Here is a 23,315-nt window from a genome sequence, read left to right on the forward strand (position 1 = left end):
TTGGCACACTATCGGGCCTTCCCAAACCGGTAACAGTTTTACCCTGATATCGCTGGAACCTCGGCTACAGTCAGTTGACTGAACTATTCAGAGGCTTGCGTTCGATTACGCAGGGCCGTTCAGCCATGGCTGTGTCTGGCATGAGGTGCAACGCATGAAACGAGTTCGACAGTGGCTGGTTGCCTGGGCCACGTTCGCGGTGTTGGTGTCGCCACTCCCGGCGTCGGCCGCTTCAGCGCCGATCCACTTTGCTGACCTGAACTGGGAAAGCGGCAGCCTGATCACCGATATCCTGCGGATCATCGTCGAAAAGGGCTACGGGCTGCCGACCGACACATTGCCGGGTACCACCATTACCCTGGAAACCGCCCTGGCCAATAACGACATCCAGGTGATCGCTGAAGAGTGGGCCGGTCGCAGTCCGGTGTGGGTCAAGGCCGAGGCCGAAGGCAAGGTGATCGCCCTGGGCGATACGGTCAAAGGCGCGACCGAAGGTTGGTGGGTGCCCGAATATGTCATCAAGGGCGACCCGGCCAAGGGCATCAAGCCCCTGGCGCCTGACCTGCGTAGCGTCGAAGACCTGGCGCGCTACAAGCAGGTGTTCAAAGACCCGGAAAGCCCAGACAAGGGCCGCTTCCTCAACAGCCCCATCGGCTGGACGTCCGAAGTGGTCAACAAACAGAAGCTCAAGGCGTATGGCCTGGCCGACAGCTATGTGAATTTCCGTAGCGGCTCGGGCGCGGCGCTGGATGCGGAAATCAGCTCGTCGATCCGCCGAGGCAAGCCGATTCTGTTTTATTACTGGTCACCCACGCCGCTGCTCGGGCGTTTCAAACTGGTGCAGCTGCAAGAGCCACCCTTTGATGCCGAGGCCTGGAAAACCCTGACCGACGCGGACAATCCCAATCCGAAACCGACCCGCTCACTGGCCTCCAAGTTGTCGATTGGCGTATCGGCACCCTTCCAGAAGCAATACCCGGACATTGTCGAGTTCTTCAGCAAGGTCGACCTGCCCATCGAACCGTTGAACAAAGCCCTGGCCGAGATGAGCGAAAAACACACGCCGCCCCGTGAAGCCGCCGAGGCTTTCCTCAAGGCTCACCCGCAGGTCTGGCAGGCCTGGCTGCCCACGGAGGTGGCAGACAAGGTGTCCGCCGGCCTCTAGTGGCTTGAACTCTTGATCCTGAGCAATGAGTCATTCGCTGGAAGCTGGCAGTCTGCGCCCGTCCAGCGAAATGCCAAATTCAAGCTAGGATGATTGTTCAACCTTTTCAGGAGGCTGGCGAATGACATTTTTATTGGCACGGACGCTGGTCGCAGTATTTGCGACCATCAGCTTTATTCATTTGTATTGGGCCCTGGGCGGGCGATGGGCGGCTCTGGCGGTAGTGCCGCAGGTTCCGGTGAGGCAGGGGGGCGCGCTGCGTCCGGCGTTCAACCCATCGGGATTGTTAACCCTGCTGGTGGCCCTGGCGCTGTTGATGATTGCGGTTCTGGTATGCCTGCGGGTTGGCCTGCTGGCGCCGCCGGTCACTCATCGGGCGTTGCAATGGCTGATCAGTGCGGTCGCCTTGCTGATGTTCGCCCGGGCGATTGGCGAATCGAACCTGGTGGGCTTCTTCAAGGAGGTCAAGGGGTCGACATTCGCGAAGCTCGACACCTGGGTCTATTCGCCGTTGTGCGTGGTGCTCGGGGCAGGATTGTTGACGGTTGCCTGGGCCTGAAGGGCTATACAGTCCGCCTGATCAAACCCAAACTTGTGGCGAGGGAGCTTGCTCCCTCGCCACAATGGTGTTCGGCTCGAGATATCTGTCAGTCGTTTCTGCGGCTGCTGACCTCGGCCGGCACGTCATCCCCGGCCATGCGTTTGCGAAACAACGCGGCCCGGGCCAGTAGCAGGGTGGTCACCGGTACGGTGATGGACAGCAGGATTGGGATCAGCCAGGCGTGCAACACCGGCCCGGACTTGAGTGCCGAAAAATAGATGATCGAGGCCAGGGCCACGCACCAGGCGCCCAGCGTCGAGGCCAGGGCCGGCGGGTGCATGCGCTGGAAATAGTCCTTCAAGCGCACCAGCCCAATCGCCCCCGCCAAGGCAAACAGGCTGCTGAGCACCAGCAGGATCGCCACCGCAATTTCGACCCACATCGACAATTCGCCGGTCATTCGATCACCTCGCCACGCAACAGGAACTTGGCCAGGGCAAACGAGCCGACAAAGCCGAACAGGGCGATCAGCAGCGCCGCCTCGAAATAGGTGTCACTGGCATAACGAATGCCCAGCACCAGCATCATCAGCATCGCGACGATGTACAAGTAGTCCAGGGCCAGTACCCGGTCTTGTGCCGACGGCCCCTTGAACAACCGCAGCAGGGTCAGCACCATGCTCAGCGAGAAGAGAAACAGGCTCAACAAAATCGCATTGGACAGCAACGGGCTCATTCGAAAATCTCCATCAATGGGCGCTCGTAGGTGGCCTTGAAGTGCGCGATGAACGACGCTTCGTCTTCCAGATCGAACACGTGCAGCAACAGGATGCTGCGATCCAGAGCCAGCTCCGACCAGACCGTCCCGGGGACCACGGTGGTGATCATCGACAGAGCCGCCAGGCCGTTGGCATCCTGCAGGTCCAACGGCACTTTGATGAACCGCGAGCGAGGCGGGCGGCGTCCGGCGTTCAGCACACCCCAGGCCACCGCCAGGTTGGACATCAGTACGTCGCGGCCTACCAGCAGGAACAGCCGCAGCACCACCCACGGCCGCCGGATACGGATGGGCCGTGGTCGCAACGGGCGCATCATCAGCGGTGCCAGGAAGCCCAGCGCAGCCCCCAGCAGCAGATGGCCGGCGCTGAGGGACAGGTTCAAGACCAGCCACAGTACCCAGAGCGCCAGAGACAGCCACGGCGCGGGAAACAGGCGTTTCATGGCTGTGTCTCCTGCAATGCTGCGTTGGCTTGGGGGTTGGGGATGGCGCGAGTGCCGAGCACCGACATGACATAGTGCTCAGGGTTGTTCAGCGCATCGGCGGCGGTCTGGGTATAGCGCAGCAGCGGCTCGGCCTTGAAGGTCAACACGATGCCCAGGCCCAGTAGCGCGATGATTGGCAGGCATTCGAAAGGCCGCAGCAATGGCGATGGGCGCTCCTGCGGCGTCCAGAAGCGCTGGATGCCCAGGCGTGAGAAAGCGATCAACGAGGCCAGCCCGGACAGGATCAGCAACGCCAACAGGCCCCACGCCTGATTCGACACAGGCTCCCCCGAACTTGCCCCGAGCCCCTGGGGGTTGAGCAGTGCGTTCAGCAAGCCCAATTTGCCGATGAAGCCCGAGAGCGGCGGCATGCCGACAATCAACAGTGCGCAGGCGATGAAACTCAGGCCCAGGAAGGCCATGGTCCAGGGAATCACCTGGCCGACCACGGCCCTCTGTTCGTCATCGAGGTTGATGCCCTTGGGCGGTTGCAGGGATTCCAGCGGTCGCGGCATGGCATCGAAGTCGTCGTCCAGGGGCAGCTCATTGGCCGAGCGCGAGCGTTCGATCAGCTCGGCCAGCAGGAACAGCGCGCAGAGAGCCAGGGTCGAACTCACCAGATAAAACAGCGCCGCCCCCACCAGGTTGGGTTGAGCGAAGCCGATGGCCGACAGCAGGATCCCGGCCGACACCAGGATGCTCAGACTGGCCATGCGCTCCAGGCGCTGGGTCGCCAGAATGGCGATGGCCGCACAGACGATGGTCGCCATGCCGCCGTAGATCAGCCAGTCGGCGCCGAAATACGCCGAGGCGCCGGCCTGGCTGGAAAACAGCAGCGTCCACAGACGCAAAATCGTGTAGATGCCCACTTTGGTCATGATCGCGAACAGCGCGGCCACCGGTGCACTGGCGGCGCTATAGGCCGGCACCAGCCAGAAATTCAGCGGCCACATGCCGGCCTTGGCCAGGAACGCCACCGCCAGGATTCCTGCCCCAGCGTGCAACAGACCGCGGTCGGCTTCCGGCACCAGGGGCACCTTCAAGGCCAGGTCGGCCATGTTCAAGGTGCCCGTGACGCCATAGATCAGCGCTGCGCCGATCAGGAACAGCGACGAGGCCAGCAGGTTGATGGAAATGTAATGCAGCCCCGACGACACCCGCGCCCGGCCCGAGCCGTGCAGCATCAAGCCGTAGGAGGCAGCCAGCAGCACCTCGAAGAACACGAACAGGTTGAACAGGTCTGCCGTCAGGAAGGCCCCGTAGAGGCCCATCAGCTGGATCTGGAACAAGGCATGGAAACTCGCCCCGGCGCGGTCCCAGCGGGCTGTGGCGAACAGCAGGGCGCTGACCCCGATGATGCCCGTCAGCACCAGCATCAGGGCCGACAGACGGTCGACCACCAGCACAATGCCGAACGGCGCTTGCCAGTTACCCGGCAGGTACACGCCGATGGAGGCGGGCAGGGCCTGGTCCTGGGTCCAGCGCAGCAACAGCACGGCGATGCCCAGGCCCAGCAGGCTGGAGAACAGGTTAATCCGCGCTTTGAGCGGGCGGTGCTTTTCACCCAGCATGAGCATCAACGCGGCGGTCAGCAGCGGCAGCAGGATAGGGGCAGCGATCAAGTGAGGCGTCAACATCATTCCTTGGGCTCCCGACCGTCCACATGGTCGGTGCCGGTCAGGCCCCGGGAGGCCAGCAGCACCACCAGAAACAACGCGGTCATGGCGAAACTGATCACGATGGCGGTCAGCACCAGGGCCTGGGGCAGTGGGTCGGTGTAGTGCAGCAGGTCCTGGGGCACGCCGTCCTTGATGATGGGCTCCTTGCCGATGAACAGGCTGCCCATGCTGAAGATGAACAGGTTGACCCCGTACGACAGCAGGCACAGGCCCATGACCACTTGGAAGGTTCGTGGGCGCAGCACCAGCCAGACACCGGAGGCGACCAGTACGCCGATTGCAATTGCGATGACTTCTTCCATCAGGCGGTGGCTCCTGCGAGTGGCACGGCGGGTTTGGACTGCAGGCCCGGTTTGTGGGCCCGCACCGACTGGTGAGCCAGGGCGGTGAGAATCAACAGGGTCGAGCCGACCACCACGGCGTACACGCCGACGTCGAAGAACAGCGCGCTGGCCAAATGAATATCACCCAGCAGCGGCAATTCGAAATGCCAGGTGTGGGTGGTCAGGAATGGATAACCCACCGCCATCGCCCCGAGGCCTGTGACAGTGGCGAACAACAGCCCGGTGCCCATCCAGCGCAGTGGCCGCAGGCTCATTTGCGCCTCGACCCACTGAGTGCCGGCCACCATGTATTGCAGAATGAACGCCACCGACATCACCAACCCGGCCACGAAGCCGCCGCCCGGTTGATTGTGGCCGCGCATGAACAGGTAAAACGACACCACCAGGGCAATCGGCAGCAGCAGGCGCACCAGCACCGACGGCACCATCATGAACCCCAGCGCGGTATCGCTGGCATGGCGCGGGTTGACCAGATCGGTGACCACGTCCGGTGCCAGCAGGCGCTGTTGCGCCGGCAGTTGCATGCTTTCTTTCGGTGGCCGGAAACGCCGCAGCAGGGCGAACACTGCCAGGGCCACTGCCACCAGCACGGTGATTTCCCCCAGCGTGTCGAAGCCCCGGAAGTCCACCAGCATCACGTTCACCACGTTGCTGCCGCCGCCCTCGGGCAGGGCCCGGCTGAGGTAGAACGAAGAAATATCGTTGGGCGTCTGGCGCGTCAGCATCGCGTAAGACAACAGTGCCATGCCACCGCCCACCGCGACGGACAGCAGCAAGTCCCGCAGACGACGGATGCGGGCGCGCCGTTCGCTGTTGGGCAGCGGGGACGCGTCCTCGATCCGCCGTGGCAGCCAGCGCAGCCCCAGCAAAATCAGCACCGTGGTCACCACTTCCACCACCAGTTGAGTCAAGGCGAGGTCAGGAGCCGAAAACCAGACGAAGGTCACGCAGGTCATCAGGCCGCAGACGCTGACCATGGTCAGGGCCGCGAGCCGGTGGTACTTGGCCTGCCAGGCCGCACCCAGGGCACAGGCGATTGCCAGCAGCCACAGGGTGACGAACACGATGGAGCCGGGGATCTTCGGCCGGTCGCCCCAGACCAGCGTGCTGTGCAGCATCGGGATCAGCCCGGCCAGCACTGCGGCCAGTACCAGCAAGAACAACTGGGCCTGCAGGCGGCGGGTGCTGATCCGTCGTTCCAACCGCCGGCTTTGACGCATCATCAGCACCAGGCAACGTTCGAACAGCCGTTTACCGCTGAGTCGGCCAATGAACGGTGGGTGCTTGATGTGCCCTTGCCTGAACTGATTACGCAGCAGCAGGTACAGCACGATGCCACCGGACATCGCCACCAGACTCATGATCATCGGCGCATTCAAGCCGTGCCAGATCGCCAGGCTGTATTCGGGCAGCGTGCCGCCGACCACCGGCAACGCGGCCGCGGCGAGCAACGAGCCGACCACCTGGGCCGGGAAAATCCCCACCACCAGGCAAGTGAACACCAGCAACTCCACCGGCGCGCGCATCCAGCGCGGGGGCTCGTGGGGCGTATGGGGCAGGTCGGTGGCGGTGGGGCCGAAGAACACGTCCACGGTGAAGCGCAGGGAGTAGGCGACGCTGAAGGTCCCGGCGATGGTGGCGATGATTGGCAGCGCCAGCTCGACCCAGGCCGTGGCGGAAATGAACACGGTCTCGGCGAAGAACATTTCCTTGGACAGGAAACCATTGAGCAGCGGTACCCCGGCCATCGAGGCACTGGCAACCATCGCCAGCGTCGCGGTGAACGGAATCAGCCGCACCAGGCCACTGAGCTTGCGGATGTCCCGGGTGCCGCTTTCGTGGTCGATGATCCCGGCGGCCATGAACAGCGAGGCCTTGAAGGTGGCGTGGTTGAGGATATGAAACACTGCCGCCACTGCTGCCAGCGGGCTGTTCAGGCCCAGCAGCAGGGTGATCAGCCCCAGGTGACTGATGGTGGAATAGGCCAGCAGCCCCTTGAGGTCGTTCTGGAACATGGCGCAGTAGGCGCCCAGCAACAATGTGCAGGCCCCCGCACCGCCGACGATGTAGAACCATTCTTCACTGCCCGACAGCGACGGCCACAACCGCGCCAGCAGGAACACCCCGGCCTTGACCATGGTGGCCGAATGCAGATACGCCGACACCGGCGTGGGCGCGGCCATGGCATGGGGAAGCCAGAAGTGGAAAGGAAATTGCGCGCTTTTGCTCAGGGCGCCGATCAGGATCAGCGGCAGCAGGATGGGGTAGAGGGCGTGGTTACGGATCAGATCACCGGCGGCCAGGACCTTGTCCAGGTCATAGCTGCCCACCACATGGCCGAGCAGCATCACCCCGGCCAGCAGGCACAACCCGCCAGCCCCAGTCACCATCAAGGCCATGTAGGCGCCACGTCGGGCGTCGGCGCGGTGGTGCCAGTAGCCGATCAGCAGGAATGAGAACAGGCTGGTCAGTTCCCAGAAAAACACTATCTGGATCAGGTTGCCGGAGATCACCAGCCCGAGCATGGCGCCCATGAACGCGAGGAAAAACGCAAAGAAACGCGGCACCGGATCGTCCGGCGACATGTAGTAACGCGCGTACAGCGAGACCAGCGTGCCGATGCCCAGCACCAGCAGCGAAAACAGCCAGGCGAAACCGTCCAGGCGCAGCACAAAATTCAGGCCCAGGCTGGGCAACCAGGAATATTGCTCACGAATCACACCGCCGTCGGCGATCTGTGGGTACAGCAAGGCCACCTGAACGGTGCCGGCCAAGGCTACGAGGCCGGCCAGCAATGATTCGGTGTTACGTGCGTTATGCGGCAGCAGGGCCGCGACACAGCTGCCGATGAAGGGCAAAAGCAATAGAACTATCAGTGACATAGGCTTCTATTCTGCGGGAGGTTGTTAGGGATCATACGTGGCGTATTCCGGATCACCAACCGCGAGGCTGTCGCAGAATCCTACAAGGTAGGTGGAATTTTCTGACTTTGCGTTGTTTTGGTGAGGGGACACAGACTCAGCCACGAGCACTGGAGCCACTCAAAAAAACCGGGCGCAATACATATGTACCGCACCCGAACACGGTTCCGTCGCCACTGTGCGCCATACAGAAAAGGAGAACTGTATGGCAAAGCAAACACTTAACGATGGATCAGATGGGACGGTAGTCATCAAGCCTGGGTCAACGGTTTCAGGCGGCGGTTTTCAGGTCGCAAGCGGTGGCTTTTCAGGCGGGTTTGGCGGCTCGGGCAGCAGGCGCAGCAGACGCCGTAAAGCCAGGGCGCGAGCCAGGTACGAACGGCTTAAGGCACAGCAAGAAGCCCAGGCAAAGGCAGACGTGGAGAAGGCCACGGCCGCCGCCATGGCCCAGGAGCAAGCGCGCCTCCAGGCACGCCAACAAGCCCTGGCGACAATGGTGCAGCGATACAGCAGCACCCGGGCCGAGGTGGATCGCAGCTTCGCGAGTAAAAAACAACAACTCGACGCCTCGCTTCAACAGGAGATTTCGGCCGCAAGACGGCCACCCGTCCCGAACTCGACCGAGCGCTGGCAGCTTTACACCATCACCAAGGAGAAAAACGAAATCGACGGGCTGATCGCCCGTAAGAGTAAGGAACTCGACGCCCAAAGTATCGCCGCCCGTGTCTTCGATGGGCAGGATCCGCTCAGCCGTTCGGTGAACGAATACCGCACGCGACTGGATCAATTCGGCGCCGCGCTCAACGAGGGGCATGGACTCTGGGAACAGGCTTACACAGCGGCCCAGGAAGCACGACTGCTGTCGGCGCAGATCAAGGCGCTTACAGATAAATCCAATGCGCTGGCCAAGCATCACGCCGAGCAGACGGTGGCCTGGCGTGCAAGAGAAGCTGTCTGGGAACGCAATCGCCAGTACGCCGAACGACGGGCGGCGCGCATCCGCTTTAAACAGCAGGTTGATGAAAGCATCCGGCTGGAGAGGTTCAGGCAAGCCCATAGCCTGAGCGTGCCCGTATCTTCGTTGACAGCAGGCGGGATGCTGTTGAGTCAGGGAACCGTGTTTGTGCCCCGGCAAGACACGGCGGTATTGGAAAAGGCTGTCCATTTGGCCGTAGAAATGCTCGGTGAGTTAAAGAACATTGCCTTGAAGGGGCCTGGCTTATTTATCTCGCTGGCGACACACACCTCCCCTCTGGGTAACGGAGAACTCACTGTCGAGCAACGTCGGCGACTGTTTCAAGGTATTGGCGTTCCGGCCCAGGCATTGGGTTTGGCGGATGAGCAGAGGCTGAGATCAGTAGCCAATGCAGGTGGCTCGGTGGAAATGGCCCACCGTCTTAAACCTGAAACCGTATCTGAAGGCACCACGATCCACGTCGCCAATACTGGCGGGGCAATCAGCGCCCAGGTTCCGGTCATTAATGCCGTCCTGGATCCTCTGACCGGTCTCTATAGCGCTGAAATTCCTGGCGTTGTAACCCGGCAACTACAGTTCGCCACCGATGCCGTCCCACACGCTGCCCCAACAAGCCCGCCAGTGTTGATGCTCGTGGCACCGCAAGTCGAGACCCTGCCGGTGGGCGTGGATCTGCGCATTCAAGACTGCATCGTCTGCGTGCCCGGCCTGCCGCCGACTTATTTCTCTTTCGATTTGCCACCCCTGGGCTCGGGTGTCGTCACCGGCGCCGGCAAACCGGCTGCGAATGATTGGTGGAGCACGGCAAGCCAGGCCCAGGGCGCGGCCATTCCCGAACAGGTCGGCCATCAGCTTCGGGCGCGGGAAATCAAGTCGTTCAGTGCTTTCGATCAGACCGTATGGCAAACCCTGGCCGAGCATCCAACGCTGTTCAGCAACGCCGATGAGGTCAATCAGAAACGCATCGAACGAGGCTTTGCCCCCTACGCGCCAAAAAACACGTGGGTCGGTGAACGCCGTGAATTCGAACTGCGTTATCTGGACCGGGCCGAGCTGGGCGCAAACCCGTTCAATCTCGACCGCATCAGCATCAACACACCCCAGAGCCTTCATGGCCAGCCGGGCATCCTGCCCACCGTCATACCGTGGCCAACGCATCCGGTCGGCACCGGCACTCGGACACCTCTGGTACCGCCGGGCATCGAACAACTCGGGCCCACCACCTCACCGATTACGCCGCCCCTTTCGCAGGTTTATCCCGGCAGCCCTGTAATCCCGGTCCTACCGCAAAACGAGACGTTTCCGGCTGTTGATGAAGGGCAAGCCGGTGCCAGTATTCCGGGGTACCCGGCGGATATGGAGCTGCCTTCGCCGGATGCGCTGTTTTATGACCGGAGGGATGATTCCGGGGTGGCGCTTGGGTTTGGACAGCCAGTGTCAGGTATTTGGTTGGGGGAGGCGGCGAGAACGACGGGCGCGCCGATTCCTGATCGGATTGCGGATCAATTGAGGGGGAGGGAGTTCGCTAATTTTCATCGGTTTAGGGAGGCGGTTTGGAAGGCTATTGCGGGAGATCGCGATTTACGTAAGCAGTTTAATGACTCAAATCTGCGGGAGATGGCTAAGGGAGCACCTCCGTTTTCTAGTCGATTGGATCAGGTTGGTGGTAGGAGGAAATTTGAAATCCATCATAGGCACGAAGTTGCAAAAGGCGGCGCGGTCTATGATATGGAGAACCTGCTAGTTATGACTGCAAAACGTCATATTGAATTTCACAAAGGAGTGAAGCCATGATTATGTTCAAAAAACGGCTGGAAGATTATACGGAGGCTGAGTTTCTGATATTTCTTCGAGAGTTCTTCGACTATTCCATCGCTTTGGAGGGAGATGCGTTGAGCCAATACACAAGTAGATTGGTGGACCATTTTGAATTGATTACTGAACACCCGGACGGTTCAGATGTTCTCTTCTACCCAAAGGAAGGCCAGGAAGACAGCCCCGCCGGCATCCTGAAAGAAGTCAAGGAATGGCGCGCTCGGAATAACAAACCGGGCTTCAAACCCGATTAACTCAGGCCCTACGAACGCATCTGCTCAAACACATGCACACATGAGCAGATGCGTCATCAAGGGTGTATCCAGATCTATCCCGGAAGCTCTTTAACTCGGTCCTACCGCAAAACGAGACGTTTCCGGCTGTTGATGAAGGGCAAGCCGGTGCCAGTATTCCGGGGTACCCGGCGGATATGGAGCTGCCTTCGCCGGATGCGCTGTTTTATGACCGGAGGGATGATTCCGGGGTGGCGCTTGGGTTTGGACAGCCAGTGTCAGGTATTTGGTTGGGGGAGGCGGCGAGAACGACGGGCGCGCCCGTTCCTGATCTGATTGCGGATCAGTTGAGGGGGAGGGAGTTCAGAAACTTTCATCGGTTTAGGGAGGCGTTTTGGAAGGCTGTGGCGGCGGATGTGGAACTAAGTCAGCAATTTACTCAAGGTAACTTGGACAGGATGCGAGACGGAAGCGCTCCGTACACCGTTGGGAAAGATCAAGTGGGAGGTCGGAAAAACTTCGAGCTTCACCATGAAATAACAATCTCGAAAGGCGGTGATGTTTATGGTCTGGACAATATTTATATTTTAACGCCGAAGCGTCATATTGAACTTCACAAGGGAGATTTGTGATTATGAACTTTAAAGAAAGTCTAGAAGACTACACAGAGGCAGAGTTTTTAGTTTTTCTAGGAGAGTTCTTCCATCAGACAAGCGGTCTCAAAGGGAAGGCGCTAGAGAAATATCGAGACGACCTCCTTGTTCACTTCGAACAAGTCACTGAACATCCCGACCGCTCAGACGTGATTTTCTATCCCACGGAAGGCCAGGAAGACAGCCCCGCCGGCATCCTGAAAGAAGTCAAGGAATGGCGCGCCCGCAATAACAAACCGGGCTTCAAACCCGATTAACTCAGGCCCTACGAACGCATCTGTTCAATCCCACATGGGTAGGTGCGTCATCAAGGACGCACGCTTAAACAAGGAAAACCATTAGATGGAACTTAAACCAAAACTCCAGGATTACACCGAGCCAGAATTCCAGATATTTGTAGAGAAAATCTGGAATATTGAAATGCGTAAAGAGGGCCATGATCGGCTGATCAATCATTTTGACCGTATTGTCGGCCATCCCAAGGGAGCGGACTTGCTGTTTTACCCAGAGGACACCGCGAATGCGAACTCTCCGGATGCTGTGATCTACTATATAAAGCACTGGCACTTCAAAAAAAACGTCATTCCCTTCAAAGGCGGAGCACTTCCAGCCCCAACCAAGCCGGGGCCCAAATTAAGCTTCGCTGAGCACGCGACAGCAAGAGCCAAACGGGAACTTGCTAACGCGCGGCAGTTGTCAACGAACATCGACGCAATGGAGCAGGCCGTTGAATATGCCTTCCCCCAAATGGAGCGTGCCATCGGGCAGCTGCAAACCCAACAAAATCCAAACGCGACACTGGAAGAAGTAACCAAACACATCCGTGAACTCGAGCACGCACAGCACGAAGTGTTCATGGCGGTTCGGGCGTTTGAACGCCAGGGTATGCGCGTCAAGTTCGCCAAAGATGCTGCGCAACGCAATCTCACCTACAGCCAATCAGACCAAGCCCTCTGGCAAGCTAATTTGCAGCAGGCCACCGCCAACCATGCCCGCTACCTTGCACGTTTATCTTCCATCACCCAGCGCCATGCCAATCTTCATTCAAAAGCCGAGCCGGTGCTGGACCGTTCCTGGGAACAGCTCGTACGTTTGCGCGGACAAAACAGTGGTGCGGCTTTATTTCGTATGTCCATCGCCGACGCCATGGCGCGCCCGGATCTGTTATTGAGCGATGCAAAACCGCTCGTTCCTCTTCAACGGGTGGACTTGCAGAAAGCCATTCGTTCGGCCGTTGCCGAATTGACCTGGCAGATGACGAACCTCACAGGAGAACACCCAGGGTACTACGCCGGGGTATTGAGTTTCGATCTTGTCAGTCGCGCCAAGGATGTGCGCTTTGGCCTCTGTGTTGCGCTGGCCCAGATTGCTCAAGTTGAACATGACTGGCAGGCACTGGCCGCCCTGCGTGGTGAGATGGAACTGCCTCTGCGAATGAGCACCGGAGTGATCGCTACGACACCTGGCAGCCTTTCCATGGGATTAAAAGAGATACGAGAGCTGTTCCAAGTCTATATCACTCCCGCCGTCGGTGTTTTGTCCACGAAAGTGCGCGTCAGGCCGGCGGTGTGGCATGAAGACAGGAAAGTTTTCCGTTTCACGACGGATGGCCCGCAATCATCCATGTTTGAGTGGGCAGCGCCGCCTTCCTTTGAGGCTCAAATCGAGTCGCCTCAGAATCGGCTCGATTCTGCAGGCTTCATCCGCGCCGCGCCGGTGCCAACACTGGAATCTTTCGATTCCCTTGATGAGGTGCGATTCGATGACTATGTCGTGGTGTTCCCGCAGGACTCAGGATTGGAGCCGGTTTATGTTCTGCTCAATGACCGGCGCTATAGCCCAGGTGTCGTAAGCGGAGCAGGCCAGATTGTGAACAGTGACTGGCACAAGCAAGCAGCGAGCAATGAGGGGGCCGCCGTGCCAGCGCGTATTGCCGATCGATTGCGCGGGCAAGTTTTCAAGCATTTCGATTCATTCAAGTCTGCATTCTGGGAAGCCATTGCAGCGACTGCGCAACTGGATACCCAGTTCAGTGAGACCAATCAGGCACTGATGCTCGGCGGGTCGGCGCCCCGCAATGAAAACCCAGGGAACAGCCGGTTGTTTCGCATTCTGCATCGTGTGGATGCGACACAAGGTGGTGGCGTCTACGATCTTGATAATTTGATTGTGTGTGAATGATATTTCGAGGGTGACGAGCTCTGATCGCTTCAGTGCTCGTCCTCGAAAACTTCATCCACCTCGACAGCACCTTTACCTTTGGTTTTCAGTTCACTGACAATCACTGCCGCGACGATCAACGCCGCGCCGAACAAGGCAATCGCCGGCAACCGCTCGCCCGCCAGGCGCCCGGCAATACCGGCCCATACCGGTTCGCCGGCATAAATCAGCGTGGCGCGGGTGGGTGAGATGCTTTTCTGCGCCCAGTTCATCGCCACTTGGATCACTGCACTGGAGGCCCCCAGGCCCACGGCGCTGACCAGCAGCAACCAGGAAAAATCCGGAATCACTTCCTGGGTCGGCACCACCATCAAAAAGGCCAGTACCGCTGTGCTTGCCAGTTGCACCACGGTGATGCGCCGCACATCGACTTGGCCGGCGTAGGCACTGATCAGGATGATCTCGGCAGCAATCGCGATGGCGCTGATTAGCGTGGCAACTTCACCGGGGCTGAAATTCAACGACGCTCCGGCCGGGCCCGACACCAGCATCAGCCCGCTGAACGCGAGCATGATGCCGAGGCTGGGCATCAGCCCTGGCCGCCGGCCCAGCACCAGCCACTGCAACAGTGGCACGAACGGCACGTAAAGCGCGGTGATGAACGCCGACTGGCTGCTGGGGATGGTCTGCAGGCCGACGGTCTGCAAGCCATAGCCGAGCATGATCGCCACGCCGATAAAGGTCCCGGCCTTGAGTTCGAACAAGGTCAAGTCCCGCAGATGACGCCACGAGAACAGCGCGACAAATCCCGCTGCGGCGGCAAAACGCAAACCAACGAAAAACATCGGCCCGCTGACCGTCATGGCGTGCTGTACCAGCAAGAAGGTCCCGCCCCAAATCATGGTGATCAGCACCAACACCCATTCGGCCTTGCTGAACCGGGAGAAACGGGAGGAAGCTTGAGGGAAGTTCACCGATGCCATGACCTTGCGCGCCACTAGAGGCGGACGCACAATGCGCCCGAAGCTGGGCAGTATAATGCGCAGCCCCATCACGTGAGCAATATAGTGCACAAAGAAAACGGCCAGCGGGCATCCGTCCTGCAACACGTCAGCCAGAACGTCCGCCGCCTGCGCCATGCCGCGCAGCTCAGCCAGACGGCGCTGGCGCAACTGTCCGGGGTCAGCCGGCGGATGCTGGTGGCGATCGAGGCCGGGGAAAAGAACGTCAGCCTGACCACCCTGGACCGCGTCGCCGAGGCCCTGAACGTGGCGTTCAGCGACCTGATTCAAGCCCCCGACGCCCGCGACCCGAGCCGCATCAACGAACTGGCCTGGGCCGGTACCATCCCCGGCAGCAAAGCCGTGTTGCTGGCCAAAGCCACCGCCAGCCGCGAAGTCGAACTCTGGGAGTGGCGCCTGGAGCCAGGCGATCATTACCCTTCTGAGCCCGATGCCGATGGCTGGAGCGAGCAGCTCTACGTATTCGAAGGCTGTCTGACCCTGTTGTTGGGCAGCGAAGAGCGCCAGATCGGCGCCGGTGAGTTTTTCATGTTTGCCAGCAACCAGCCCCATGCCTATCGCAACGATGGTTTGGTGGCGGCAAGATTCGTACGCAACGTGGTGATTTGATTCCTGGAGAGCGGTATGGACACAGCGCTGGATCCACAGGCAAGCGGCATCACCCGCCAAGCCGATATCCTGATCATCGGTGGCGGCCTGAGCGGTGCCATGCTGGCGGCGCAGTTGCTGCGCCTGCCTGGCCAGCGGGATGTGTTGATTGTCGAGCCGCGCACTGAACTGGGCCGGGGCGAGGCCTACAGCGCCGTGGAACTGGGCCACACCTTGAACGGCAACGCCGCGCGAATGAGCGTCGATCCGGACAACGCCGATGACCTGACCCAGTGGCTCACCGCGTTCATCGAGGCCGGCGGCTGGCCGGAGTCGGATCAGCAGCCTGTGCCGGTCAGCGAGCTGTTTCCACCCCGGGGAATATTTGGCTTATACGCGCAACAGCGCCTGGCTGAAGCCCAGGCGCTGGGCGTGCAGAATGGCTCCGTGGTGGAGCATGTGCGCGGGGAGGCGGTGGATTTGCAGCTCGCGGACGATGCCGTGCTGCTGACGCTCAATGATGGCCAGACCTTGCGCGGACGTTTCGCGGTGCTGGCCACCGGCATGTTCCCGGCCGCGCGCACCCCGCAAACCGAATCCAGCGGTTTGAATGCCGCCGCCCTGGATCCTTGGGATGTGGCCGCGATGCGCCAGCTCGATCCGCAATCCACGGTGTTGATCATCGGCTCGGGGCTGACCATGGTCGATGCCGTGGTATCGCTGGAGCAGGCCGGGCACCGCGGGCCTATTGAAGTGTTTTCCCGCCATGGCCTGCTGCCCCATGTGCGTCGCCAACCGCCCGCCTGGTTGGATTTTCTTGCCGAGGATCACGGCATTCGTTCGCCGCGCCAGTTGATGCGGGCTCTGCGTGAGCAATGCCGTGAGGCCCAGGCCCAGGGCATCGATTGGCAGGCCCCGCTGGACACGGTGCGCGCGCACATCGGTCGCCTGTGGAGCCAGGCCAGCGATGTACAGCGCCGGCAGTTCGTTCGGCATATGCGGCCATGGTGGGAAAGTCATCACCATCGTTCGCCACCGTTGAGCGCCGAGTTGGTGGCGCGCCTGCACGGGGAGGGGCGGTTGCGGATCCAGGCAGCGTCGTTCAAGGGGCTGGCGTCGTCCGCCGAGGGGGCGGTGGGCATTCACATCCGCCGACGCGGCGAGGCTGACCTGACGGTTGTGCAGGGCGCTGCGCTGATCAACTCCAGCGGTATCGAATATGACTGGCGCCGGGTTGCGCGGCCGTTGCCGCAACAGTTGCTGGCTCGAGGCTTGATCCAGCCCGGCCCATTGGCCTTGGGCATCGCCGCCCGTCCTGACGGAGCGGTGTTGAATGCCCAAGGCGAGCCTGCCAGTCGCCTGTTCGCCTTGGGCCCGCCGCTGCGGGGAATGTGGTGGGAAAGCACCGCCGTGACCGACGTGGCGAGCCAGGCCAAGGCATTGGCGGCGCGGCTGGCCGAGTTGCAAACCCAAGATTGAAGTTGAACAAGTCCCCCGTTGGGTGGGAGCAAAGCTTGCTCGCGATGCAGGCGCCTCGGTTTCCAGGGAGACCGCGTCATCTTCATCGCGGGCAAGCCTTGCTCCCACAGGTGGGGATAAATGCCCTCACCACAGAGGGTTCACAAAGTGCGAACAAATGAGCGGTTATAGCTCGCTGACTTTCACCCACCGCTGCTCTCGCGCCGCCAGGCGAATCGCCGCGGCCAGCCGTTCCACTTCCCAGGCCTCTTCGAAATCAGTCCCACTGCCAACTTGGCCGGCGAGCGCCATGATCAGTTCCTGCACTTCCAGCGTCTTCAGTTCGTTGTACCCCAACTGGTGCCCGGCCGCCGGGCTGAACGCGGCGTAGCCGGGTAAATCCGGGCCGGCCAACAATCGCTGGAAACCCGGTTGGCCGACGCGGCACAGGCGCAGTTCATTGAGCCGCTCCTGATCGAATGCCAGCGTGCCGAGGGTGCCGCTGATCTCGATACTCAGGTGGTTCTTGTAGCCGTGCTTGAGCCAACTGCTGCTGACCGTGCCTCGGGCGCCGTTGGTGAAGCGCAGCAGGGCATGGACCTGATCGTCTACCGCGATGGTGCGTTGTTCGCCAGTGCCGGCACTGACGGGGCGCCGGCTGTGCACGGTCTGGCTGTCGGCACACACGGCCTCGACATCGCCCAACAAATGCCGGGCCATGGCCAGCAAGTGGCTGCCCAGGTCGGCCAGTGCCCCGCCAGCATGGGCGGCTTCGCAGCGCCATGACCACGGCGAGGTCGGGTCGTCCATGAAATCTTCGCTGAATTCGCCCTGGAAACTGATGATCTGTCCCAGCTCCCCGCGCTGAATCATGTCCCGCGCCAGTTGGATGATCGGGTTGTGCTGGTAGTTGTAGCCGACACGCGTCACCACAGCGGCAGCCTTGGCCGCCTGCTGCATCTGCTCGGCCTGTTCCAGGGAAACCGCCAGGGGCTTTTCACAATAGACCGATTTGCCCGCCGCCAGCGCAGCCATGGCCATCGGGTAATGCAGATGGTTGGGGGTGGTGATGGCGATCAGGTTGACCTTCGGGTCGTCGATCAGTTGCTGCCAGTCACTGTGGGCCGTTTCGAACCCCCAGCTTTGAGCGCACTGCCGGGCGCGCTGTGGATCGGCGTCGGCCAGGGCCGCCAGTTTCAGGTTCAGGGGGAGGTCGAATGCTGCTCTGGCATTGTGGAACGCCAAGGCATGGGCGCGGCCCATGAAACCAGTGCCAATCAGACCGATGCCGAGTTCGCGCATGAGAAAGAGCCCTTTGAATTGTTATTTTCAGGAGGGCTCTTTATGGAATAAATATTCTCTAATTGCAAATACTGGAATAAATATTCATTTTATGGGTCGCTGATAGCCCTTGTGGGAATTTCATCATCAGGACAGGAAACCACCGTCCACATTCAGCGCCACACCCGTGGTGTAGCTCGATGCATCACTGGCCAGGTACAGCACCGCGCCGGCCATTTCGCTCGGGTCGGCCACGCGCTTGAGCGGGATCTGCGCCAGGGCGGTTTTCAGGATGGCGTCGTTCTTGACCAGCGCCGAGGCGAACTTGGTGTCGGTCAGGCCCGGCAGCAGGGCGTTGCAGCGGATGCCGAACTGCGCGCATTCCTTGGCGAAGACCTTGGTCATGTTGATCACGGCGGCCTTGGTCACCGAATAGATGCCCTGGAAGATCCCCGGCGAGATGCCGTTGATCGAGGCCACATTGATGATGCTGCCGCCACCGTTGTCGCGCATCAGCTTGCCGGCTTCTACCGACATGAAGAAGTAGCCACGAATGTTCACGTCGACGGTTTTCTGGAACGCGCCCAGGTCGGTGTCCAGCACGTTGCAGAACTGCGGGTTGGTGGCCGCGTTGTTCACCAGGATGTCCAGACGCCCGAACTGCTCACGGATGCCAGCGAACACCTGGCTGATCTGCTCCATTTCACCGATGTGGCAGGCAATGGCGGTGGCTTTGCCGCCGGCGGCGATGATCGCGTCGGCCACATGCTGGCAACCGTCGAGCTTACGGCTCGAAACGATCACATGGGCGCCTTGCTGGGCCAGCAGTTTGGCGATGGCCTCGCCGATGCCGCGGCTGGCACCGGAAACGAAAGCGATTTTACCGTCGAGGTCGAACAACTGAGTCTTGGACATGCTGTTTCCTTGTTATAGGTGCGCTCAGAGCGTGGATTTGCTGATGACCTGCAGGCTCATCTGCTCCAGCAGTTTGTTCATCTGAACGAACTGCGCGAAGCGTTTGTCCTGGGTCTGGCCGTGGAAGAAGCGGTAGTAGATCTGCTGGACGATGCCGGCCAGGCGGAACAGGCCGTAGGTGTAATAGAAGTCGAAGTTGTCGATGCGGATCCCGGCGCGCTCGGCGTAGTAATCCACGAACTCCCGGCGGGTCAGCATGCCTGGCGCGTGGCTTGGCTGGCGGCGCATCAGTTGCACGGGGGCCGGGTCACCGGCCTCGATCCAGTAGGCTAGGCTGTTGCCCAGGTCCATCAGTGGGTCGCCGAGCGTGGTCAGCTCCCAGTCCAGCACGCCGATGATCTGCATCGGGTTCTGCGGGTCGAGGATCACGTTGTCGAAGCGGTAGTCGTTATGGACGATGCTTGAGGTCGGGTGGTCGGCGGGCATCTTGTCGTTGAGCCAGGCCTTGACCGCCTCCCATTTCGGCGCGTCGGGGGTCAGGGCTTTTTCGTAGCGCTCGCTCCAGCCGCGGATCTGCCGGGCCACGTAGCCTTCGGGCTTGCCCAGGTCGGCCAGGCCGCACGCGTTGTAGTCGACCCGGTGCAGTTCGACGAGCCGGTCGATGAAGCTTTTGCACAGCGCTTGGGTACGGGCGGCATCGAAACCCAGTTCCGCCGGCAGTTCGGAACGCAGAATGATGCCCTTGACCCGTTCCATCACGTAGAACTCGGCGCCCATCACCGACTCGTCGGTGCAGTGCACATAGGCTTTCGGGCAGTACGGGAAGCCATCACGCAATTGATTGAGAATGCGGAACTCACGACCCATGTCGTGGGCGGATTTGGCTTTGTGGCCGAACGGCGGGCGCCGCAGGACGAATTCCTGTTCGGGGTATTCCAGCAGGTAAGTGAGGTTCGACGCCCCCCCGGGAAACTGGCTGATCTGCGGCGTGCCGCTAAGGCCTGGAATGTGGGCCTTGAGGTACGGGTCGATCAGACTGGCATCGAGTTCTTCACCGTCGCGCACGCGGGTGGACTGATCAGTAAACGCCATGCTTATCCCTTCTGCTTATTTTGGAGGCCATCGATCATTGGCTAATCTAATGGCGCGAGGGAGGCGCCACAAGCACGCCTGGGTCTTATAGGTTAGCGTGTTGCCGGATAATCAGCGGGCCTGATGCGTGTTGGCGTGCACTGTGGGTGTGGGCGAGCTATGGTTTTGGGGTCTGTCGCTTTCAAGGAGCAACCGCGATGGGATGCCCGCAAGTCTGTGGCACCGCAACCTTGCAATGCAGCTTCGGCGTGGCCCCGGCGGTGCTCAATGTGCTGCCGGTCAATCGCCTGCTGACCGGCGGGATGCCGGCGGCGAACATCATGGATCACATCCCGCTGGTGAACATCACCACGTTCGGCATGTGCCAGAGCCTGGCCAACCCGACCGTTGCCGCTGCCACCGCCGCGGCGCTCGGCGTACTGACACCCATGCCGTGCATTCCCGCCACCGCCGCGCCATGGATTCCCGGCGGTCCGCCGACCTTGCTGCTGGGCAACATGCCGGCCATCGATGCCAACAGCACCCTGATGTGCACCTGGGCTGGGGTGATCAAGATCGTCGTGCCGGGGCAGGTGCAGATGTTGATTCCCTGATGGGCACAGATCCCACAGGAAAAGGTGTATGACAACAATCAGGCCTGCGCAGGATCATTCCAGCGCCTGAACCACCAGCGCACCCTGGAGATCGGCTTGCCCTCGGCATCCAGTGGTCGCCCGTCTTCGGCGTAGGCGTGGGCCGGTTCCAGCAGTTGGCCATTGAGGTAGCGGGCCTCGACCGCCGGATTGCCGTTGGGGTGCAGGCGGCGATAGCGGCCATCGCGAACACCGTCACGATAAAACTCGGCTTCGGCCAGTTGTCCGTTGGGGAAGTAGTTGTTCGCCTCGCCGTGCAGCAACCCGCGGTGATACGTGGCCTGGCGCTGCAACCCCCCTTCGGCCGCGTAAAAGCTCGCCACACCCTGCAATTTTCCTTTCACGAACGGCAACACCGCCGAGACCTTTCCATTGGGGTGATACAGCGTGCTGCTGCCTTGCAGTTCACCTTGGCTGTAGTTGAGTTTCGCTTGCGGGCGCTGGGCTTCTTCAATCTGCAACGGGCCATCGAGCCGGCCATCGACCAGTTGCCCGCTTAGCCGGCTGTCATCACGCTCCACGTCGAGTTTCTTAGAGGCCATTGGCACGCTCCTGTCAGTTGACCTTCACCAGGCCGCCCTTGATGGTCAGCATGCCGCCGCCGTCCACAGTCTGTTCGGCGGCAGCCTTGTTTACCAGGCTGATGCCGGCGTCGTTGGTCAGTGTGGTGCCGGCCTTGTTTTCCAATGACGTACCGGCCTGGTTGCTCAGGGCCGTGCCGGCCTTCTGGCTGATCGACGTGCTCGCCTGGGCCGCCAGGTCCGCGCCGCTCTTGATCGCAAAACTGCCGCCGCTTTGCAGGGTCAGGGTGCCGCTGACCTTGATGGTCAGGTTGCCGTCCACCGTCAGGCTGTAGTTCCCGGTGACCTTGTGCTCGTAATTGCCACCGGTGCTGTGGTTCTGGTCCGAACCCACGGTCACCGTGCGGGTGTCTTTCACATCGAGGCTGTCGCTGCCGGTCTGTATGGTCACGCTGCGTTTGCCTTTCTCCAGGGTGACGGTCTCGTCGCCTTCCTTGACTGTGCGGGTACGAGCGTTCTGCACCGTGAGGGTTTCGTCGTGGCCGACAGTGGCGGTGGTGTCGTTGAGCACGTTGATGTTGAAGTCTTTCTGGGCCTGGAGAAACACCTCCTCGGCGTCCTTCTTGTCTTCGAAGCGCAACTCGTTGAAACCGCCACCGCCCTTGGACGAGTTGGTCTTGATCCCCGACTGGGTCTGGTTCGCCGGCAGCGCGTAGGGCAGGGCGTTGTCGCCGTTGTAGACGCAGCCGGTCACCAGTGGACGGTCCGGGTCGCCGTCGATGAACGTCACGATGACTTCCTGGCCGATGCGCGGTACGAACTGCATGCCAAAACCCTTACCGCTCCAAGGCAATACAACGCGAACCCAGCAGGAAGAGGTCTCGTCGTTCTTGCCGGTGCGATCCCAGGGGAATTGCAACTTGATCCGCCCGTATTCATCGGTCCAGATTTCTTCGCCGGCCTTGCCCACCACCAGCGCCGTCTGGGTGTGCATGCGCGGTTTTTGCGTGGTGCGGGCCGGTCGATACGCCGTGGCCTTGGGAATCGCTTCGAAGCGGTTGCGATAGTTTTCGTGACTGGCTTCGTGGCTGACCGAGGTCACGACCCAATCGATATTCAGCGTCGCGTCTTCATGGCCGGCGAGGGTGAACCAATACCCCGGCACCAGCCAGCGGCAGTCGCTTTCGCCGACAAAACGCTTCTCCTGACTGCGCAAGCCATCCACCCGCTGCTTGGTCAACGCATCGCCCTGTCCCTTGGCGTTGTAACCCCCCGGATGTTCGTATATCGAACTGGGTCCGGCCACGGCTTCGGCCTGGCTGTAGAGCGACGTCGTGGGCGTGGTGAATTCGTAATCGGTCGCCTGGTAAACCCCAGCCACCGCTTGCAGGCCCACGTGCCCCGCGCGGATGCCGTGCAGTTCCCGCTCGCCCATTTTCTGCCCGAGATAATTCACCGTCGGCCCGTTGGGAATCGGCAAGAAAGCATCATTGCTGTCGGCCAGGACCAGTGTGTGCTTGCCTTCCTCGTGGCTGAAAAACCAGAAGATCCCGTCTTCTTCCATCAGGCGTGAGACGAAGGCCAGGTCGGTTTCGCCGTATTGCACGCAGTATTCGCGCGGGGTGTAGCTGCCAGTGAGTTTGAGCTGGAAGTCGGTGAATCCGTGGGCCTTGAAAATCGTGGTGACGATGTCTGACGTGGCGAGGTTCTGGAACACCCGGTTGTTGCTCGCCAGGTTCAGCCACCAAAGCCATGGACGTAGCAAGAGTTGATAGCGCTCGGCGGTGGCATCGGCGGGGAGCTGGCGGATTTCCGCGACCAGAAAATCCAGTGGGCGCAGCAAGGCATCTTTGTGCAGGGTGGTGGTGACATGGCTGGCGACGGCGGTGGTGAGATCCAATGAGGCGCCGTCATTGATGCCGTTGAGGATGTGCGAACCCAATGCATTGAGGCTTTCTTCGCCGGACAGTGTTTCAGGGTAAAGCGCCGACAGTGAGGCGGCGGTGAGGGAGAGGGTGGTGTTGCTGTCGGTGGTACGGGGCATTGAGGGCCTCAGG

General features: G+C 60.8%; 22 protein-coding genes. 10 read left to right on the top strand and 12 right to left on the bottom strand.

Annotated features, from left to right (window positions below):
* Positions 1 to 154: 154 nt before the first annotated feature.
* Together ACA047_RS12625 and ACA047_RS12630 are read left to right on the top strand one after the other, a co-directional pair.
* Entirely contained in the window at positions 155 to 1,165 is a 1,011-nt protein-coding gene (locus ACA047_RS12625) for an ABC transporter substrate-binding protein (RefSeq protein WP_497359506.1), read from the top strand.
* A 121-nt stretch (positions 1,166 to 1,286) separates the two neighbouring features.
* Positions 1,287 to 1,724: a DUF3995 domain-containing protein gene (locus ACA047_RS12630; RefSeq protein ID WP_497359507.1), complete on the top strand. Its 438-nt coding sequence runs from the start codon at positions 1,287 to 1,289 to the stop codon at positions 1,722 to 1,724.
* 88 nt (positions 1,725 to 1,812) lie between these two features.
* Here ACA047_RS12630 and ACA047_RS12635 read toward each other — a convergent pair whose 3' ends face one another.
* The 6 genes from ACA047_RS12635 to ACA047_RS12660 are packed head-to-tail and all read right to left on the bottom strand — an operon-like array spanning position 1,813 to position 7,873.
* The gene (locus ACA047_RS12635) at positions 1,813 to 2,166 is read right to left on the bottom strand and encodes a Na+/H+ antiporter subunit G (protein ID WP_497359508.1); all 354 of its coding nucleotides are present in this window, start codon (positions 2,164 to 2,166) and stop codon (positions 1,813 to 1,815) included.
* Positions 2,163 to 2,441: a K+/H+ antiporter subunit F gene (locus ACA047_RS12640; protein WP_497359509.1), complete on the bottom strand. Its 279-nt coding sequence runs from the start codon at positions 2,439 to 2,441 to the stop codon at positions 2,163 to 2,165. Before ACA047_RS12640 ends, ACA047_RS12635 begins: the two co-directional genes overlap by 4 nt.
* Positions 2,438 to 2,926, bottom strand: coding sequence for a Na+/H+ antiporter subunit E (locus ACA047_RS12645; protein WP_497359510.1), 489 nt, complete (start codon positions 2,924 to 2,926; stop codon positions 2,438 to 2,440). Before ACA047_RS12645 ends, ACA047_RS12640 begins: the two co-directional genes overlap by 4 nt.
* A complete protein-coding gene (locus ACA047_RS12650; protein WP_497359511.1) occupies positions 2,923 to 4,608 on the bottom strand; it encodes a monovalent cation/H+ antiporter subunit D in 1,686 nt (561 codons plus the stop codon). Before ACA047_RS12650 ends, ACA047_RS12645 begins: the two co-directional genes overlap by 4 nt.
* Positions 4,605 to 4,949, bottom strand: a complete 345-nt coding sequence (locus tag ACA047_RS12655) for a Na+/H+ antiporter subunit C (RefSeq protein ID WP_497359512.1) — start codon at positions 4,947 to 4,949, stop codon at positions 4,605 to 4,607. The genes ACA047_RS12650 and ACA047_RS12655 overlap by 4 nt, the downstream gene beginning before the upstream one ends.
* A complete protein-coding gene (locus tag ACA047_RS12660) occupies positions 4,949 to 7,873 on the bottom strand; it encodes a monovalent cation/H+ antiporter subunit A (protein ID WP_497359513.1) in 2,925 nt (974 codons plus the stop codon). Before ACA047_RS12660 ends, ACA047_RS12655 begins: the two co-directional genes overlap by 1 nt.
* Before the next feature lie 244 nt (positions 7,874 to 8,117).
* On the opposite strand from ACA047_RS12660, the gene ACA047_RS12665 reads away from it, so the two are divergent.
* The 5 genes from ACA047_RS12665 to ACA047_RS12685 all read left to right on the top strand — a co-directional run bounded on the left by ACA047_RS12665 (position 8,118) and on the right by ACA047_RS12685 (position 13,770).
* A complete protein-coding gene (locus tag ACA047_RS12665) occupies positions 8,118 to 10,682 on the top strand; it encodes a pyocin-S2/colicin E7-DNase domain-containing protein (protein ID WP_497359514.1) in 2,565 nt (854 codons plus the stop codon).
* Entirely contained in the window at positions 10,682 to 10,957 is a 276-nt protein-coding gene (locus tag ACA047_RS12670) for a bacteriocin immunity protein (RefSeq protein WP_497360329.1), read from the top strand. Before ACA047_RS12665 ends, ACA047_RS12670 begins: the two co-directional genes overlap by 1 nt.
* Positions 10,958 to 11,133: 176 nt before the next feature.
* Positions 11,134 to 11,568 carry a pyocin-S2/colicin E7-DNase domain-containing protein gene (locus tag ACA047_RS12675; protein WP_497359515.1) on the top strand — a complete coding sequence of 145 codons (435 nt, stop codon included), beginning with the start codon at positions 11,134 to 11,136 and terminating at the stop codon, positions 11,566 to 11,568.
* Between the two features lie 2 nt (positions 11,569 to 11,570).
* Complete coding sequence (locus tag ACA047_RS12680; RefSeq protein WP_497359516.1) at positions 11,571 to 11,846, top strand: bacteriocin immunity protein; 276 nt, start codon at positions 11,571 to 11,573, stop codon at positions 11,844 to 11,846.
* 85 nt (positions 11,847 to 11,931) lie between these two features.
* A complete protein-coding gene (locus ACA047_RS12685; RefSeq protein WP_497359517.1) occupies positions 11,932 to 13,770 on the top strand; it encodes a pyocin-S2/colicin E7-DNase domain-containing protein in 1,839 nt (612 codons plus the stop codon).
* 29 nt (positions 13,771 to 13,799) lie between these two features.
* Here the strand turns inward: ACA047_RS12685 and ACA047_RS12690 are convergent, their stop codons facing one another.
* The gene (locus ACA047_RS12690) at positions 13,800 to 14,801 is read right to left on the bottom strand and encodes a DMT family transporter (protein ID WP_497359518.1); all 1,002 of its coding nucleotides are present in this window, start codon (positions 14,799 to 14,801) and stop codon (positions 13,800 to 13,802) included.
* A gap of 15 nt (positions 14,802 to 14,816) precedes the next feature.
* On the opposite strand from ACA047_RS12690, the gene ACA047_RS12695 reads away from it, so the two are divergent.
* Positions 14,817 to 15,380: a helix-turn-helix domain-containing protein gene (locus ACA047_RS12695; protein WP_497359519.1), complete on the top strand. Its 564-nt coding sequence runs from the start codon at positions 14,817 to 14,819 to the stop codon at positions 15,378 to 15,380.
* A 15-nt stretch (positions 15,381 to 15,395) separates the two neighbouring features.
* On the top strand, positions 15,396 to 16,838 hold the full coding sequence (locus ACA047_RS12700; protein ID WP_497359520.1) for an FAD/NAD(P)-binding protein: 1,443 nt from the start codon (positions 15,396 to 15,398) through the stop codon (positions 16,836 to 16,838).
* Between the two features lie 165 nt (positions 16,839 to 17,003).
* Here the strand turns inward: ACA047_RS12700 and ACA047_RS12705 are convergent, their stop codons facing one another.
* The 3 genes from ACA047_RS12705 to ACA047_RS12715 form a co-directional block, all read right to left on the bottom strand.
* Positions 17,004 to 18,119, bottom strand: coding sequence for a Gfo/Idh/MocA family protein (locus ACA047_RS12705; protein ID WP_497359521.1), 1,116 nt, complete (start codon positions 18,117 to 18,119; stop codon positions 17,004 to 17,006).
* A gap of 126 nt (positions 18,120 to 18,245) precedes the next feature.
* A complete protein-coding gene (locus tag ACA047_RS12710; protein WP_181290439.1) occupies positions 18,246 to 19,013 on the bottom strand; it encodes an SDR family oxidoreductase in 768 nt (255 codons plus the stop codon).
* Positions 19,014 to 19,037: 24 nt separating this feature from the next.
* Entirely contained in the window at positions 19,038 to 20,105 is a 1,068-nt protein-coding gene (locus ACA047_RS12715; RefSeq protein ID WP_497359522.1) for a phosphotransferase family protein, read from the bottom strand.
* 197 nt (positions 20,106 to 20,302) lie between these two features.
* Between ACA047_RS12715 and ACA047_RS12720 the strand changes: the two genes are divergently transcribed.
* Positions 20,303 to 20,698 (top strand): DUF4280 domain-containing protein, encoded by a 396-nt coding sequence (locus ACA047_RS12720; protein WP_497359523.1) that lies wholly within the window; start codon positions 20,303 to 20,305, stop codon positions 20,696 to 20,698.
* A gap of 38 nt (positions 20,699 to 20,736) precedes the next feature.
* Here the strand turns inward: ACA047_RS12720 and ACA047_RS12725 are convergent, their stop codons facing one another.
* Both ACA047_RS12725 and ACA047_RS12730 read right to left on the bottom strand, forming a co-directional pair.
* A complete protein-coding gene (locus ACA047_RS12725) occupies positions 20,737 to 21,279 on the bottom strand; it encodes a toxin-antitoxin system YwqK family antitoxin (protein WP_497359524.1) in 543 nt (180 codons plus the stop codon).
* 13 nt (positions 21,280 to 21,292) lie between these two features.
* Positions 21,293 to 23,302: a type VI secretion system Vgr family protein gene (locus ACA047_RS12730; RefSeq protein ID WP_497359525.1), complete on the bottom strand. Its 2,010-nt coding sequence runs from the start codon at positions 23,300 to 23,302 to the stop codon at positions 21,293 to 21,295.
* Between the last annotated feature and the right edge of the window lie 13 nt (positions 23,303 to 23,315).

The sequence above is a fragment of the Pseudomonas sp. LBUM1664 genome (genome assembly GCF_059695895.1).

Excerpts from the sequence above, each read along its gene's own strand:
- ACA047_RS12625 (WP_497359506.1), top strand. The coding sequence starts at position 155 with ATGAAACGAGTTCGACAGTGGCTGGTTGCCTGGGCCACGTTCGCGGTG.
- ACA047_RS12630 (WP_497359507.1), top strand. The coding sequence starts at position 1,287 with ATGACATTTTTATTGGCACGGACGCTGGTCGCAGTATTTGCGACCATC.
- ACA047_RS12635 (WP_497359508.1), bottom strand. The coding sequence starts at position 2,166 with ATGACCGGCGAATTGTCGATGTGGGTCGAAATTGCGGTGGCGATCCTG.
- ACA047_RS12640 (WP_497359509.1), bottom strand. The coding sequence starts at position 2,441 with ATGAGCCCGTTGCTGTCCAATGCGATTTTGTTGAGCCTGTTTCTCTTC.
- ACA047_RS12645 (WP_497359510.1), bottom strand. The coding sequence starts at position 2,926 with ATGAAACGCCTGTTTCCCGCGCCGTGGCTGTCTCTGGCGCTCTGGGTA.
- ACA047_RS12650 (WP_497359511.1), bottom strand. The coding sequence starts at position 4,608 with ATGATGTTGACGCCTCACTTGATCGCTGCCCCTATCCTGCTGCCGCTG.
- ACA047_RS12655 (WP_497359512.1), bottom strand. The coding sequence starts at position 4,949 with ATGGAAGAAGTCATCGCAATTGCAATCGGCGTACTGGTCGCCTCCGGT.
- ACA047_RS12660 (WP_497359513.1), bottom strand. The coding sequence starts at position 7,873 with ATGTCACTGATAGTTCTATTGCTTTTGCCCTTCATCGGCAGCTGTGTC.
- ACA047_RS12665 (WP_497359514.1), top strand. The coding sequence starts at position 8,118 with ATGGCAAAGCAAACACTTAACGATGGATCAGATGGGACGGTAGTCATC.
- ACA047_RS12675 (WP_497359515.1), top strand. The coding sequence starts at position 11,134 with ATGGAGCTGCCTTCGCCGGATGCGCTGTTTTATGACCGGAGGGATGAT.
- ACA047_RS12680 (WP_497359516.1), top strand. The coding sequence starts at position 11,571 with ATGAACTTTAAAGAAAGTCTAGAAGACTACACAGAGGCAGAGTTTTTA.
- ACA047_RS12685 (WP_497359517.1), top strand. The coding sequence starts at position 11,932 with ATGGAACTTAAACCAAAACTCCAGGATTACACCGAGCCAGAATTCCAG.
- ACA047_RS12690 (WP_497359518.1), bottom strand. The coding sequence starts at position 14,801 with ATGGGGCTGCGCATTATACTGCCCAGCTTCGGGCGCATTGTGCGTCCG.
- ACA047_RS12700 (WP_497359520.1), top strand. The coding sequence starts at position 15,396 with ATGGACACAGCGCTGGATCCACAGGCAAGCGGCATCACCCGCCAAGCC.
- ACA047_RS12705 (WP_497359521.1), bottom strand. The coding sequence starts at position 18,119 with ATGCGCGAACTCGGCATCGGTCTGATTGGCACTGGTTTCATGGGCCGC.
- ACA047_RS12710 (WP_181290439.1), bottom strand. The coding sequence starts at position 19,013 with ATGTCCAAGACTCAGTTGTTCGACCTCGACGGTAAAATCGCTTTCGTT.
- ACA047_RS12715 (WP_497359522.1), bottom strand. The coding sequence starts at position 20,105 with ATGGCGTTTACTGATCAGTCCACCCGCGTGCGCGACGGTGAAGAACTC.
- ACA047_RS12720 (WP_497359523.1), top strand. The coding sequence starts at position 20,303 with ATGGGATGCCCGCAAGTCTGTGGCACCGCAACCTTGCAATGCAGCTTC.
- ACA047_RS12725 (WP_497359524.1), bottom strand. The coding sequence starts at position 21,279 with ATGGCCTCTAAGAAACTCGACGTGGAGCGTGATGACAGCCGGCTAAGC.
- ACA047_RS12730 (WP_497359525.1), bottom strand. The coding sequence starts at position 23,302 with ATGCCCCGTACCACCGACAGCAACACCACCCTCTCCCTCACCGCCGCC.